The sequence below is a fragment of the Streptomyces sp. NPDC030165 genome (genome assembly GCF_055573595.1).
This window is the reverse complement of the sequence record NZ_JBVIBD010000001.1, coordinates 325,467-339,876: the sequence shown is the minus strand read 5'-3', so window position 1 is coordinate 339,876 and position 14,410 is coordinate 325,467. Positions and strand designations below refer to the sequence as shown.

Annotated in this window: 12 protein-coding genes; 10 read left to right on the top strand and 2 right to left on the bottom strand. The window is 71.3% G+C overall.

Features of this window, described 5'->3' with window-relative positions; translation table 11 throughout:
• The 4 genes from hisS (at position 1) to ACZ4Z1_RS01490 (ending at position 4,272) form a co-directional block, all read left to right on the top strand.
• Complete coding sequence (gene hisS / locus ACZ4Z1_RS01505) at positions 1-1,263, top strand: histidine--tRNA ligase (protein ID WP_468484542.1); 1,263 nt, start codon at positions 1-3, stop codon at positions 1,261-1,263.
• Between the two features lie 209 nt (positions 1,264-1,472).
• Entirely contained in the window at positions 1,473-2,114 is a 642-nt protein-coding gene (locus ACZ4Z1_RS01500; RefSeq protein WP_468484541.1) for a vitamin K epoxide reductase family protein, read from the top strand.
• 92 nt (positions 2,115-2,206) lie between these two features.
• Positions 2,207-3,562: a replication-associated recombination protein A gene (locus ACZ4Z1_RS01495; protein WP_468484540.1), complete on the top strand. Its 1,356-nt coding sequence runs from the start codon at positions 2,207-2,209 to the stop codon at positions 3,560-3,562.
• Positions 3,563-3,756: 194 nt separating this feature from the next.
• Entirely contained in the window at positions 3,757-4,272 is a 516-nt protein-coding gene (locus tag ACZ4Z1_RS01490; RefSeq protein WP_468484539.1) for a 2,4'-dihydroxyacetophenone dioxygenase family protein, read from the top strand.
• A gap of 102 nt (positions 4,273-4,374) precedes the next feature.
• On the opposite strand, the gene ACZ4Z1_RS01485 is transcribed toward ACZ4Z1_RS01490, so the two are convergent.
• Entirely contained in the window at positions 4,375-5,133 is a 759-nt protein-coding gene (locus ACZ4Z1_RS01485) for a DUF2470 domain-containing protein (RefSeq protein ID WP_468484849.1), read from the bottom strand.
• 185 nt (positions 5,134-5,318) lie between these two features.
• On the opposite strand from ACZ4Z1_RS01485, the gene rpsD reads away from it, so the two are divergent.
• Entirely contained in the window at positions 5,319-5,930 is a 612-nt protein-coding gene (rpsD, locus tag ACZ4Z1_RS01480) for a 30S ribosomal protein S4 (RefSeq protein ID WP_030023487.1), read from the top strand.
• Between the two features lie 53 nt (positions 5,931-5,983).
• On the opposite strand, the gene ACZ4Z1_RS01475 is transcribed toward rpsD, so the two are convergent.
• Positions 5,984-8,230 carry an ATP-binding protein gene (locus ACZ4Z1_RS01475; RefSeq protein ID WP_468484538.1) on the bottom strand — a complete coding sequence of 749 codons (2,247 nt, stop codon included), beginning with the start codon at positions 8,228-8,230 and terminating at the stop codon, positions 5,984-5,986.
• Positions 8,231-8,398: 168 nt separating this feature from the next.
• Between ACZ4Z1_RS01475 and ACZ4Z1_RS01470 the strand changes: the two genes are divergently transcribed.
• From ACZ4Z1_RS01470 to mltG, 5 genes are all read left to right on the top strand, one after another.
• Positions 8,399-8,833, top strand: coding sequence for a DUF948 domain-containing protein (locus tag ACZ4Z1_RS01470; protein ID WP_365842155.1), 435 nt, complete (start codon positions 8,399-8,401; stop codon positions 8,831-8,833).
• Between the two features lie 8 nt (positions 8,834-8,841).
• Positions 8,842-9,195: a DUF6167 family protein gene (locus ACZ4Z1_RS01465; protein WP_468484537.1), complete on the top strand. Its 354-nt coding sequence runs from the start codon at positions 8,842-8,844 to the stop codon at positions 9,193-9,195.
• Positions 9,195-11,864 carry an alanine--tRNA ligase gene (alaS, locus tag ACZ4Z1_RS01460; RefSeq protein ID WP_468484536.1) on the top strand — a complete coding sequence of 890 codons (2,670 nt, stop codon included), beginning with the start codon at positions 9,195-9,197 and terminating at the stop codon, positions 11,862-11,864. The genes ACZ4Z1_RS01465 and alaS overlap by 1 nt, the downstream gene beginning before the upstream one ends.
• A gap of 13 nt (positions 11,865-11,877) precedes the next feature.
• Positions 11,878-12,342 carry a Holliday junction resolvase RuvX gene (gene ruvX / locus ACZ4Z1_RS01455; RefSeq protein ID WP_030023480.1) on the top strand — a complete coding sequence of 155 codons (465 nt, stop codon included), beginning with the start codon at positions 11,878-11,880 and terminating at the stop codon, positions 12,340-12,342.
• A gap of 125 nt (positions 12,343-12,467) precedes the next feature.
• On the top strand, positions 12,468-14,270 hold the full coding sequence (mltG, locus tag ACZ4Z1_RS01450; protein ID WP_468484535.1) for an endolytic transglycosylase MltG: 1,803 nt from the start codon (positions 12,468-12,470) through the stop codon (positions 14,268-14,270).
• Positions 14,271-14,410 lie beyond the last annotated feature (140 nt).

Below are 14,410 nucleotides of genomic sequence, written 5' to 3'. Positions count from 1 at the left end.
GTGAGCACCTTCAAGGCCCCCAAGGGCACCTACGACCTGATCCCGCCGCAGTCCGCGACCTACCTGGCGGTCCGCGACGCGATCTCCGGACCCCTCAAGCGCTCCGGCTACGGCTACATCGAGACGCCCGGCTTCGAGAACGTCGAGCTGTTCGCGCGCGGTGTCGGTGAGTCCACCGACATCGTGACCAAGGAGATGTACGCCTTCGAGACCAAGGGCGGCGACCAGCTCGCGCTGCGCCCCGAAGGCACCGCCTCCGTCCTGCGCGCCGCCCTGGAGGCCAGCCTCCACAAGGCGGGCAACCTCCCCGTCAAGCTCTGGTACTCCGGCTCGTACTACCGCTACGAGCGCCCGCAGAAGGGCCGCTACCGCCACTTCTCGCAGGTCGGCGCGGAGGCCATCGGTGCCGAGGACCCGGCGCTGGACGCCGAGCTGATCATCCTGGCCAACGACGCCTACCGGTCGCTGGGCCTGAAGAACTTCCGCATCCTGCTCAACTCGCTCGGCGACAAGGAGTGCCGTCCCGTCTACCGGGCGGCCCTCCAGGAGTTCCTGTACGGGCTCGACCTGGACGAGGACACCCGCCGCCGCGCCGAGATCAACCCGCTGCGGGTGCTCGACGACAAGCGTCCCGACGTGCAGAAGCAGCTGGTGGGCGCGCCGCTGCTGCGCGACCACCTGTGCGAGGCGTGCAAGGCGTACCACGAGCAGGTGCGCGAGCTGCTGACCGCGGCGGGCGTCGCCTACGAGGACGACCCGAAGCTGGTACGCGGGCTGGACTACTACACCCGTACGACCTTCGAGTTCGTCCACGACGGCCTCGGCTCGCAGTCCGCGGTCGGCGGCGGCGGACGTTACGACGGCCTGTCCGAGATGATCGGCGGCCCCGCGCTGCCCTCGGTGGGCTGGGCGCTCGGCGTGGACCGCACGGTGCTGGCCCTGGAGGCCGAGGGCGTCGAGCTGGAGCTGCCCGCCAGCACGGCCGTGTTCGCCGTGCCGCTCGGCGAGGAGGCCCGGCGGACCCTGTTCGCCACGGTCACCGAGCTGCGCAGGGCCGGGGTCGCCACCGACTTCGCGTACGGCGGCAAGGGCCTGAAGAACGCGATGAAGTCGGCGAACCGCTCGGGTGCCCGCCTCGCGGTCGTCGCCGGTGAGCGGGATCTGGCCGAAGGCGTCGTGCAGCTCAAGGACCTGGAGAGCGGCGAGCAGACCCCGGTCGCGCTGGACCAGGTCGTCGAAGAGGTCCGCCGCAGGCTCGGCTGACCCCGGCCGCCTCTGTACGGGACGCCCGCCGTCGGGTACGGGACCCCCTTCCGGCCGTCCACCGCGCTGTCCGCACGGTGGCTCGGAAGGGGGTCTTTATATGCATCGAACAGTGGTCGCGTGTCCGGTTGGGGCAGAATGAGGGCCCGGCGCGCGCCAGTTGGAACGCGCCGTCCGCTCACTCCCCAAGGCACCGACGGAACGGCGATATGACGACGACAGCGCTTGACGACGTGTCCACCGGCGACGGTCACCCGCGCCGCGGCGGCACGACCGGCTCGGGGCGGGGCCTGGCCTGGCTGCTGGTGATCACCAGTGCGCTCGGCATCCTCGCGTCCTGGGTGATCACCCTGGACAAGATCGAGCTGCTGAAGGACCCCAGCTTCAAGCCGGCCTGCAGCCTGAACCCGATCATCTCCTGCGGCAACGTGATGCAGAGCGCGCAGGCCGAGGTCTTCGGCTTCCCCAACCCGGTCGCCGGCCTGATCGCGTTCGGCGTGGTCATCGCCGTCGGTGTCGGACTGCTCGCGGGTGCCCGCTACCGCGCCTGGTACTGGATCGGTCTGAACATCGGCACGCTCGCGGGCGCCGTCTTCTGCATGTGGCTGATGTCGCAGTCGCTGTACGTCATCAACTCGCTGTGCCTGTGGTGCACGCTGACCTGGTGCGTCACCATCCTGATGTTCTGGTACACCACCGTGCACAACCTCAAGCACGGCATCATCCCCGCGCCGGACGGGCTGCGGAAGGCGGTGCTGGAGTTCCACTGGGTCGTGCCGGTGCTCTGGTACGGCGTGATCGCGCTGCTGATCCTCACCAAGTGGTGGTCGTACTGGAGCACGCTGATCTGAACCGGTCCGCGAGTCTTTTCGAAACGCCGTCGGGCGGCCGGGGAACCGGCTCCCCGGCGGCGTTGTCAGTGGGGTGAACTAGGCTCGGGAACGTGGAGCCCGACCTGTTCACCGCCGCTGCCGAAGACCGCCAGGAGAAAGACCCCACCGGGTCACCCCTCGCCGTACGGATGCGTCCGCGCACCCTCGACGAGGTGGTCGGCCAGCAACACCTGCTCAAGCCGGGCTCGCCGCTGCGCCGCCTGGTCGGCGAGGGCAACGGCGGGCCCGCAGGCCCGTCCTCCGTCTTCCTGTGGGGACCGCCCGGCATCGGCAAGACCACCCTCGCGTACGTGGTCAGCCAGGCGACGAACAAGCGCTTCGTGGAGCTGTCCGCGATCACCGCCGGGGTCAAGGAAGTGCGCTCCGTCATCGACGGCGCGCGCCGCGCCTCGGGCGGCTACGGCAAGGAGACCGTCCTCTTCCTCGACGAGATCCACCGCTTCAGCAAGGCCCAGCAGGACTCCCTGCTGCCTGCCGTCGAGAACCGCTGGGTGACGCTGATCGCCGCCACGACCGAGAACCCGTACTTCTCGGTGATCTCCCCGCTGCTCTCCCGTTCCCTCCTGCTCACGCTCGAACCGCTCACCGACGACGACCTGCGCGGCCTGCTGAAGCGCGCGCTTACGGACGCGCGGGGGCTGGCGGGCGCGGTCACCCTGCCCGAGGACACCGAGGCGCACCTGCTGCGCATCGCGGGCGGCGACGCGCGCCGCGCGCTCACGGCACTGGAGGCCGGCGCCGGGTCGGCGATCTCCAAGGGCGAGAAGGAGATCACCCTCCAGACGCTGGAGGAGTCCGTCGACCGGGCCGCGGTGAAGTACGACCGGGCCGGCGACCAGCACTACGACGTCGCCAGCGCCCTGATCAAGTCCATCCGCGGCTCCGACGTGGACGCAGCGCTGCACTATCTGGCACGGATGATCGAGGCGGGGGAGGACCCGCGGTTCATCGCCCGCCGGCTGATGATCTCGGCGAGCGAGGACATCGGGCTCGCCGACCCGTCCGCCCTGCAGACCGCGGTCGCCGCCGCCCAGGCCGTCGCGCTGATCGGCTTCCCCGAGGCCCGCATCACCCTCAGCCAGGCCACGATCGCGCTGGCCCTGGCCCCCAAGTCCAACGCGGCCTACCTGGCGATCGACGCCGCCCTCGCAGACGTACGCGCCGGACTCGCGGGCCCCGTCCCACCGCATCTGCGCGACAGCCACTACAAGGGCGCCGAGAAGCTGGGGCACGGCAAGGGCTATCAGTACCCGCACGACCTGCCCGGCGGCATCGCGGCCCAGCAGTACGCGCCGGACGAGGTGCACGGGAAGCGGTATTACGAGCCGACGCGGTACGGCGCGGAGGCGCGGTACGCGGACGTGACGGATCGCGTCCGAAGCCGGCTGCGCGGCGAGGAACCGTAAACGCGGGTGCGTGGACGGGGGCGGTCGCGCGCCGGGTGCGGGTCACTCGCGGCTGAGGGCCGTCCTCAATCGCCGGACGGGCTGTGTGCTGCTGACCCGGCCGTCCGGAAGGCGACTGTCGCGCCGGGCCGGGGAGAGCCGAACATGGCTGTGCCTGTGTGTCCGTTCCAGTGCCGACAGGAAGGACGTCCGCCATGACGATCAGCTCGCACCCGGGTGCGGACAGCCTGGCCGCGATCGAAGCGCGGATCGACCGGCGCCGGGACCAGTACGCGCTGCCCGAAGGCCATATCGCGGAGGCGGACTCGCCCTGGCTCCCCTTCGTCCCGCAGGTGATGATCAAGCATCTGACGTTCGACGTCCGCAGCAGCTCGGCCGCGAACGTGCTGTGGGTGCAGGCCGGCGGCGTGCTGGGCCGTCACCGCCACCGCGGCCCGGTCTCGGGCTATGTGCTCGACGGCAGCTGGCGCTACCTGGAGTACGACTGGGTCGGCCGCCCCGGTGACTTCGTGCGGGAGAGTCCGGGCCGTACCCACACCCTGGTCTCCGACGAGGGCATGAAGACCGTCTTCTGGCTGAACGGGCCGGTGGAGTTCCTCGACGCGCAGGACCGGGTGACCGAGGTGATCGACGTCTTCTGGTTCATCGACCACTACGAGCGCGGCTGCCAGGAGCAGGGCATCCCGGTCAACCGGGCGCTCTATCTGTGATCCCGGCCTAGGGGGTGTGCGGAGACAAGGAGCTTTCGCGCCGCTCCCCGATCGCCGGACGGGCCGGCTGGTCGCCCGTCCGGCGATCGGGGGCTCTCGGGGTCATCCCGACGCGGCCGCGTCGAAGAGGGTGTGCATGGCCCGGCGGAGTTCGAAGACGTCGCGGACGGGTTCGGGGAAGTCGAAGCGGGCGTCGAAGGAGCGGTGTGCGGCGTCGGTGAAGCGGACGCGCAGGCCGAAGCGGTCCAGGGCCACCGGCACGGCGCGGTCGCGGAAGTCGCAGGCGCGCTGCGAGCGGTCGCCGAGCAGCGTGCACAGGCCGCGGACCTGGTCGCTGTGGGCCGAGTGCAGATGCTGGAGCAGTTCGGCCTCGTGAGCCGCCAGCGGGTCGGGGTCGGCCTTGGCGAACTCCTCCGGCTCGATGGCCTGCGCGCCCCACAGGTCGTCCACGGAGGCCTCGCCGACCTCCATGCGCAGCATCATCCAGGCGGGCCGCCCGAACATGCCCGGCGGCGGATCCGGCTGCAGGGCCTCGCCGATGCCGAGCAGCTCGCCGACCGGGTGCCGCTCGGCGAGCAGCATGGCGGCGCGGGCGCGCTCCTCGTTGCGTACGGGGGTGAGCCAGCCCGCGATCCAGGCGCGGCCGCGGATGCGGTGGGGCACCGAGACGGGTGCCACATCGGTGATCTCCATCACGGCGGTGAGGTCGTCGTCCTGGGCGTGTGCGGCGGCCCTGGCGGCCGCGGAGTCCCCGGGAACCAGTAGCAGGACGTCACCAGCAGGGGTGACCGTACGGCATACTGGTGCGGAGAGTCCGGCGTCGTCGGGGTCCTCGATTCCGGGGATGCTCAGCGAGGCCATACCATTGGACTCGACGAGGGTTCGTACGCGCTCGGCGGCGGCTGGCTGCTGGGCGTCTTCCACGGGACGCGGCTGACCCGTCCCGGTGCTCTGACCAGCACCGGGCAGGGGGATCCCAGGTCGAAACATGCGTTCTCCTCGAAGTAAGGTAAGCCTAACCTAACCTACACGGAGGTCCGTTCCACGTGAACCAGTCGCGTCCCAAGGTCAAGAAGTCGCGCGCTCTCGGCATCGCCCTGACGCCGAAGGCCGTCAAGTACTTCGAGGCCCGTCCCTACCCGCCCGGCGAGCACGGCCGTGGCCGCAAGCAGAACAGTGACTACAAGGTCCGTCTGCTGGAGAAGCAGCGTCTGCGTGCGCAGTACGACATCAGCGAGCGCCAGATGGCGCGTGCCTACGACCGCGCTCGGAAGGTCGAAGGCAAGACCGGCGAAGCGCTGATCATCGAGCTTGAGCGCCGTCTGGACGCGCTCGTCCTGCGTTCGGGCATCGCCCGGACGATCTACCAGGCCCGTCAGATGGTCGTCCACGGCCACATCTCGGTGAACGACCGCAAGGTCGACAAGCCGTCCTTCCGCGTCCGTCCCGACGACGTCGTGATGGTCCGCGAGCGCAGCCGCGAGAAGCACCCCTTCCAGGTCGCGCGCGAGGGTGGCTACGCCCCCGACGGCGAGACCCCCCGCTACCTGCAGGTCAACCTCAAGGCCCTGGCCTTCCGCCTGGACCGTGACCCGCAGCGCAAGGAGATCCCGGTGATCTGCGACGAGCAGCTCGTCGTCGAGTACTACGCCCGCTGATCCAGGCGTCATCACCGCACGGCCGCGCGCCCCGCGCGCAGCCGGCCGCGTGCTCAGCCCGTCGTCTCCCCACCGCTCGCGGTGGGAGAGGCGGCGGGTTCGCCCGTTTCCGGGCGCGGTCGCGATGTCGCGGCGCGCGGGCCCGGTACGGCTCCGCCCGGCCGGGTGTCCCCGCCACCGTCGAGGATCCGGGCGACCGCCGCGTCCAGGTCCAGCCGGGCGCCGGCGCCCACGCAGCGCTCGTACCGCTCCGCCCCGAGCAGTTCCCGTGCCTGCTCCTCGCACAGCTGGTGCGGCCGGTTGTAGTAGCGGGAGCCGAACAGCGGCAGCCCCACCGAGGGCCAGATCCGCCCGGCGGCCCCCTGGAGCAGCGCCGCTTCCGCCGGATCGCCTTCGCCGAGCGTGACCAGCGCCAGCAGCTCGATGGCCAGCACCGCGCCCAGCAGGTCGTGGAAGGCATGGTCGATGGCAAGGCACTCCTCCAGCAGCGCGCGCGCCCGCGCCGCCTCGCCCCGGTTCCAGGCCGCGTAGGCCAGCACGAACAGCGCGTACGCCAGGGTCCACCGCTCCCCGTGGTCGTCGCAGATCCGCCGTACGTCCTCGCACAGCCGTACCGCCTGCGCGAGGTCGCCCTGGAAGGCCACCGTCATCGCCAGCTCGACCTGCCCCATCAGCACGTTGCTGTTGAGTTCTCCGATCTCCCGATAGCGGCCCAGGGCGTCGCGCAGCAGCCGCTCGGCGCGCGGCATGTCGTCGCGGACCAGCGCGAGGCAGCCGGTGCGGTGCACGGCGTACGCGGCCGCGGTGGCGTTGCCCGCACGCTCCGCCTCCTCGCCGCACTCCTGGAGCACACTCATCGCGCCGACCGCGTCGCCCTGGAGCACCGCCACGTATCCGGCCACCCAGAGGGCCTTCAGGCGGGCGTCGTCGTGCTCGCCGTCCAGTTCCAGTGAGCGGTCGAGCCAGTGCCGTCCCTCCGAGAGCCGGCCGCAGCCGACCCAGTAGAACCACAGAGTGCCCGCCAGGTACTGGCCCAGGTGCGCGTCACCGGGGCTGTCGAGGCTGTATTCCAGGGCGATCCGCAGGTTGGGCAGCTCGCACTCGATACGGGCGGCCACCTCGGCCTGCCGCGGGCTGAACCAGTCCAGCTCGCACCAGGTGGCCAGGCCCACGTACCAGTCGCGGTGCCTGCGGCGCAGCCGCTCGACGTCGCCCAGCGCTTCCAGCCAGCCCGCACCGTACTCCCGTACGGTGTCCAGCATCCGGTAGCGCAGGCCCGCCGGGGTCTCCTCCCGTACGGCCACGGACTGGGCCACCAGTTCACCGAGGACGTCGAGCAGCTCGTCGGCCGGCAGGTCGGGGCCCGAGCAGATGTACTCCGCGGCGTCCAGGTCGAACTGCCCGGCGAAGACCGAGAGCCGCGCCCACAACAGCCGTTCCGCGGGCGTGCACAGCTCGTGGCTCCAGCCGATGGCCGTCCGCAGCGTCTGGTGGCGCGACGGAGGCGCCCCCTCCCCGGGGGACGCCGGGAAGCCCGGGGGAGAGGTGCGGGCGCCCCCGGTCAGCAGCCGGAAGCGGTCGTCGATCCGGTGCAGCACCTGTTCCACCGACAGGACCCGCAGCCGCCCGGCCGCCAGCTCCAGGGCGAGCGGGATGCCGTCCAGCCGGCGGCACAGCTCGGCGACGGCGGCCTCGTCGTCCGCGTCGGTGCGGAAGCCGGGGACCACGGCCGTGGCGCGGTCGCGGAAGAGGGCGGCCGCGTCCGGGCCGTCCATCGGCGGCAGCGGCAGGTTCTGCTCGCCGGGCAGGCCGAGCGGCCGGCGGCCCGCGGCCAGGACGCGCAGGCCGGGTGCCCGGCGGAGCAGGTCGGCGGCGAGTGCGGCGCAGTCGTCGACCAGGTGCTCGTACCCGTCCAGGACGAGCAGCAGCTCGCGGTCGGCGAGGTGGTCGCGCAGCGCGGCGCGCGGCGGCCGTCCCGTGTGGCCGGCGAGGCCCAGCGCTTCGGCGACGGCGTGGTCCAGCAGGCTGCCGTGGCGCAGGGCGGCCAGCTCGACCAGCCACACCCCGTCGCAGAAGCGATCCTGCACGAGTGCGGCGGCCTGGGTGGCGAGCCGGGTCTTGCCGACCCCGCCGACACCGGTGAGCGTCACCAGCCGGGCCGCCTCCAGATGGCCGGCGAGCGCGGTGAGTTCGCCATCGCGGCCGACGAACCGGGTCAGCTCCGCCGGCAGGTTCCCCGGCACCCGCAGGCGCGTGGCGAAGGGGCGGGAAACGGGGCCGGGGCGCATCGGGCGTCGCATGGAACACGGAGCGTACTCGCAGGTGTGCGCACCGTACAATCGCCCGGCGGCGGCCCCCGCGCCGCACGGGATACGCGGTACGGGCGGACGGCCGCGGCGCGATAGGCTCGGGCTCTGCCGTTCGAGCAGGACGAAGCCAGACCAAGTCAGTCGGAGAGTGGTGCCAACGTGTCCGGTGGAGAGGTGGCCGGGATCCTCGTGGCCGTCTTCTGGGCGATCCTCGTGTCCTTCCTCGCCCTCGTGCTGGTGAGGCTCGCACAGACGCTCAAGGCGACGACCAAGATGGTCGCCGAGGTGTCCGAACAGGCCGTACCGCTCCTGGCCGACGCGTCCGCGACCGTCCGCTCCGCGCACACCCAGCTCGCCCGCGTCGACGCGATCGCCTCCGACGTCCAGGAGGTCACCGCCAACGCCTCCGCGCTCTCCTCGACCGTCTCCTCCGCGTTCGGCGGGCCGCTGGTCAAGGTCGCGGCGTTCGGCTACGGCGTGCGCCGCGCGATCGGCAAGAAGGGCGCGCCGCCCGAGCCGAAGCGCACCGTCGTCGGCCGTACCCTGCCCGCAGCCCGCCGAGGCGGGCGCCGCAACCGTCGCTCCAAGGACTGATCGCCGCGATGTTCCGCCGCGCATTCTGGTTCACCACCGGCGCCGCCGCCGGGGTCTGGGCCACCACCAAGGTCAACCGCAAGCTGCGCAAGCTCCAGCCGGACAGCCTCGCGGCGCAGGCCGCCGACAAGGCCGTCGAGACCGGACACCGGCTCCGCCAATTCGCATTGGACGTCCGGACGGGAATGGCGGACCGTGAAGGGCAGCTCCACGAAGCACTGGGCCTCACGGACCGGGGCGACGCCCGCGAGCTGCCGCCGGCGCGTCCCCGCACCGCGCTCGAACCGACGCAGTACCAGATCACGCAGCACCGAACGAGAACACCCGGACCGACCGGACCGACCGGAAATGAGGACCACTGATGGAGTCGGCTGAAATCCGCCGCCGCTGGCTGCGCTTCTTCGAGGAGCGCGGGCACACCGTCGTGCCGTCGGCGTCGCTCATCGCGGACGACCCGACGCTGCTGCTGGTCCCCGCGGGCATGGTGCCCTTCAAGCCGTACTTCCTCGGCGAGGTCAAGCCGCCGTTCGCCCGGGCCACCAGCGTCCAGAAGTGCGTGCGCACGCCGGACATCGAAGAGGTCGGCAAGACCACCCGGCACGGCACGTTCTTCCAGATGTGCGGCAACTTCTCCTTCGGCGACTACTTCAAGGAAGGCGCCATCAAGCACGCCTGGGAGCTGCTGACCGGCTCGCAGGCGGACGGTGGCTACGGCCTGGACCCGGAGAAGCTCTGGATCACCGTCTACCTGGACGACGACGAGGCCGAGCGCATCTGGCACGAGGTCGTCGGCGTGCCCAAGGAGCGCATCCAGCGCCTGGGCAAGAAGGAGAACTACTGGTCCATGGGCGTCCCGGGCCCGTGCGGCCCGTGCTCCGAGATCAACTACGACCGCGGTCCGGAGTTCGGCGTCGAGGGCGGCCCGGCCGTCAACGACGAGCGGTACGTGGAGATCTGGAACCTGGTCTTCATGCAGTACGAGCGCGGCGAGGGCACCGGCAAGGAGGACTTCGAGATCCTCGGTGACCTGCCGAGCAAGAACATCGACACCGGCCTCGGCCTGGAACGCCTGGCGATGATCCTCCAGGGCGTCCGCAACATGTACGAGACCGACACCCTGCGTGTCGTCATCGACAAGGCCGGCGAGCTGACCGGCGTACGCTACGGCGCCGGCGAGGACAGCGACGTGTCGCTGCGCGTGGTCGCCGACCACATGCGCACCTCCACCATGCTCATCGGCGACGGCGTCACCCCCGGCAACGAAGGCCGCGGCTACGTGCTGCGCCGCATCATGCGCCGCGCCATCCGCAACATGCGCCTGCTCGGCGCCACCGGGCCGGTCGTCGCCGACCTGCTCGACGTCGTCATCAAGACGATGGGCCAGCAGTACCCGGAGCTGATCGAGGACCGCAAGCGCATCGAGACGGTCGCGCTCGCCGAGGAGGCCGCCTTCCTCAAGACGCTCAAGGCCGGCACCAACATCCTGGACACCGCCGTCACCGAGACCAAGGCCGCCGGCGGCACGGTGCTCCCCGGCGACAAGGCGTTCCTGCTCCACGACACCTGGGGCTTCCCCATCGACCTCACCCTCGAAATGGCCGCCGAACAGGGCCTTTCGGTGGACGAGAACGGCTTCCGCCGGCTGATGAAGGAGCAGCGGGAGCGCGCCAAGGCCGACGCCCAGGCCAAGAAGCACGGCCACGCCGACCTGTCCGCCTACCGCGAGGTCGCCGACCGCGCCGGCGCCACCGAATTCACCGGCTACAGCCACACCGAAGGCGAGTCCACCGTCGTGGGCCTGCTGGCCAACGGCGTGTCCGCGCCCGCCGCCCACGAGGGCGACGAGGTCGAGGTCGTCCTGGACCGCACCCCCTTCTACGCCGAGGGCGGCGGCCAGCTCGCCGACACCGGCCGCATCCGGCTGGAGTCCGGCGCCGTCGTCGAGGTCCGCGACGTGCAGCGGCCGGTCCCGGGCGTCACGGTGCACAAGGGCGTCGTCCAGGTCGGCGAGGTGGTGGTCGGCTCGTCCGCGTACGCCACCATCGACGTCAAGCGCCGCCGGGCCATCGCCCGTGCCCACAGCGCCACCCACCTCACCCACCAGGCGCTGCGCGACGCGCTCGGCCCGACCGCCGCCCAGGCCGGTTCGGAGAACTCCCCGGGCCGCTTCCGCTTCGACTTCGGTTCGCCGGCCGCCGTACCCGGCACGGTCCTGACCGACGTCGAGCAGCGGATCAACGAGGTGCTCTCCCGTGAGCTGGACGTCCAGGCCGAGGTCATGAGCATGGAGGACGCCAAGAAGCAGGGCGCCATCGCCGAGTTCGGCGAGAAGTACGGCGACCGGGTGCGCGTGGTGACCATCGGCGACTTCTCCAAGGAGCTGTGCGGCGGCACGCACGTCGCCAACACCGCCCAGCTGGGCCTGGTCAAGCTGCTCGGCGAGTCCTCCATCGGCTCCGGCGTGCGCCGCGTGGAGGCCCTGGTCGGCGCCGACGCGTACCACTTCCTGGCCCGCGAGCACACCGTCGTCTCGCAGCTGACCGAGCTGGTCAAGGGCCGCCCCGAGGAGCTGCCCGAGAAGGTCTCCGGGATGCTGGCCAAGCTGCGCGAGGCCGAGAAGGAGATCGAGCGCTACCGCGCGGAGAAGGTCCTCCAGGCCGCCGCCGGGCTGGCCCAGGGCGCCAAGGACGTACGGGGTGTCGCGCTGGCCGCCGCCCAGGTCGCCGACGGCACCTCCGCCGACGACCTGCGCAAGCTGGTGCTGGACGTGCGCGGCCGCATCCCGGGCGACCGCCCGGCCGTGGTCGCCCTGTTCACGGTGGCGGGCGGCCGCCCGCTGACCGTCATCGCCACCAACGAGGCCGCCCGCGAGCGCGGCATCAAGGCCGGTGACCTGGTCCGTACGGCCGCCAAGACGCTCGGTGGCGGTGGCGGCGGCAAGCCGGACGTGGCCCAGGGCGGCGGCCAGAACGCCGCCGCGGTGCCCGAGGCCGTCGAGGCCGTCGAGCGGCTCGTGGCCGAGGCGGCCTGAGCGCGTGAGTGAGATGCGGCGCGGCAGGCGCCTCGCCATCGACGTGGGGGACGCCCGGATCGGGGTCGCCTCGTGCGACCCCGACGGGGTCCTCGCGACCCCCGTGGAGACGGTGCCGGGCCGGGACGTCCCGGCCGCGCACCGGCGGCTCAAAGCGATCGTCGAGGAGTACGAGCCCATCGAGGTCGTCGTCGGCCTGCCCCGCTCCCTGAACGGGGGAGAGGGGCCGGCCGCGGCCAAGGTGCGGGCCTTCGCGCAGGAGATGGCGCGCGGGATCGCTCCGGTGGCGGTACGTCTCGTCGATGAGCGCATGACAACCGTCACAGCCACGCAGGGTCTGCGGGCCTCGGGGGTCCGGAGCAAGAAGGGCCGTTCGGTGGTGGATCAGGCCGCTGCCGTGGTGATTCTGCAGAGCGCACTGGAGACCGAACGGGTGTCTGGGCAGCCACCCGGAGAGAGCGTCGAAGTGGTCATCTGATCGCGGTACGGTAACGTTCCGCGCGACGTCGCGGCGGATCGAACAACCGCACGTGCAGAAAGAGGCGGTCGGTACCGCAGGCGCTGCCACCCAGGAGCGCACCGCCTCGCGGCTCTAGGGGATCGATGACTGAGTATGGCCGGGGCTACGGCTCCGAACCGTGGCATCCCGACGACCCTCTCTACGGAGACCAGGGTCGTTACGGAGGTCAGCCGCAACAACCTCAGCAAGATTCCTACGGGGGGCGGTACGGCGGTCAGCAGCAGGCCGCCTACGGCCAGGGGCACGGTGGTCCGCAGCACGGGGGCCAGCAGCACGGCGGCCAGCAGCCGCCTTACGGGCAGCAGCCGCAGGACCGGCAGTGGGACGAGCTGTCCGGCCCCTACCCCCCGGCCCAGCAGCAGTACGGCGGCGGATGGGACGCCTCCCAGGGCGGCGCCCCGTACGACCCGTACGGACAGCACCCGCCGGTCGACCCGTACAGCGGCCAGAGCCCGGACTACTACGGGACGCAGGACGCCTACCCGCCGCCGCAGCCGCAGCACCACCGGCAGCAGGGACCGGGACAGCCCGGCCCGCACGGGCAGCAGCAGGGCCAGGGCGACCAGGGTGACCAGGTCGCCCAGACCGCCCAGTTCGAGGCCGTACGGCCGGAGCAGCTGCGCCAGCCGCCGCACCCGTCCCCGCCCGGCGATGACTTCCGGGCCGCTCCCGGGCCCGGCCAGGACGAGCAGGTACGGGACCCGGCGCACTCCTTCTTCCAGGACGATCGGGACGACCGCGACGAGCGGGACGGCTACGACGACACCGACCCGCGCGAGGAACGCCGCGCCGGGCGCGAGCGCCGCGGCAAGAAGACCAGACAGCGGAGCCGCATGGCCTGCCTGATCGTCGCCGGTGTCTTCGTCGTCGGCGGCGGCGCGGTCGCCTACTTCGGCTACGACTTCTGGATGAGCCACTTCGGCCCGGCCCCCGACTTCGAGGGCGAGGGCAGCGGGGACGTCCAGGTCCAGATCCCGTCGGGCACCTCCGTCATGGAGATGGGCCTGATCCTCAAACGCGAGGGCGTCGTCAAGAGCGCCGACGCCTTCACCGAGGCGGCCAGCGACAAGCAGCTCCAGGCCGGTGCCTACTCGCTGCGCAAGCAGATGTCGGCGGCGTCCGCGGTGCAGCTCATGCTCGACCCCAAGAGCCGCAACGGCCTCACCGTCCGCGAAGGCCTGCGCAACGGTGCCGTCTACGACCTGATCGACAAGAAGCTGCGCCTGAAGTCCGGCACGACCAAGGACGTCGCCCTCTCCCAGGCCAAGAACCTCGGGCTGCCCTCCTGGGCGAACAGCAACCCGAAGATCAAGGACCCGCTGGAAGGGTTCCTCTACCCCTCCACCTACAGCGTCAGCGGCAAGGCGAAGCCGGCGGACGTCCTCAAGGAGATGGTGGCGCGGGCCAACCGGGAGTACGCCAAGTACGACCTGGAGGCGAACGCGAAGAAGCTCGACCTCAAGTCACCGCTGGACCTGATCACGGTCGCCAGCCTCACCCAGGCCGAGGGCATCACCCACGACGACTTCCGCAAGATGGCCGCGGTCGTCTACAACCGGCTCGCGCCGAGCAACACGGTCACCAACCAGAAGCTCGAATTCGACTCCACGTACAACTACCTGAAGAACCAGAGCAAGATCGACATCAGTACGCGCGAGATCCGCAGCTACGACGACCCGTACAACACGTACTTCTACAAGGGCCTGCCGCCCGGCCCGATCGGCAACCCGGGCGAGGACGCGCTGAAGGCGTCCATCGACCCGGACAACAGCGCCAAGTGGCTGTTCTTCATCTCGATCGACGGCAAGAAGACGGACTTCACGACCAACCTCAAGGACCACGAGAAGCTGGTCGCGGAGTTCAACAAGCGCAAGCGCCAGTCGTAGGTCCCAGGGCCCGGCCGCCGCCGTGGGAGTGGGGGGGGCGGGGCGGGGGGGGCCCGGGCGCCGGGTGGAGGGTTGTTTGTTGGTTCGGGGGTTCGGGGGGGAGGGAAGAAGGGTCCGTGGAATCCAAGGTCTAAACACTG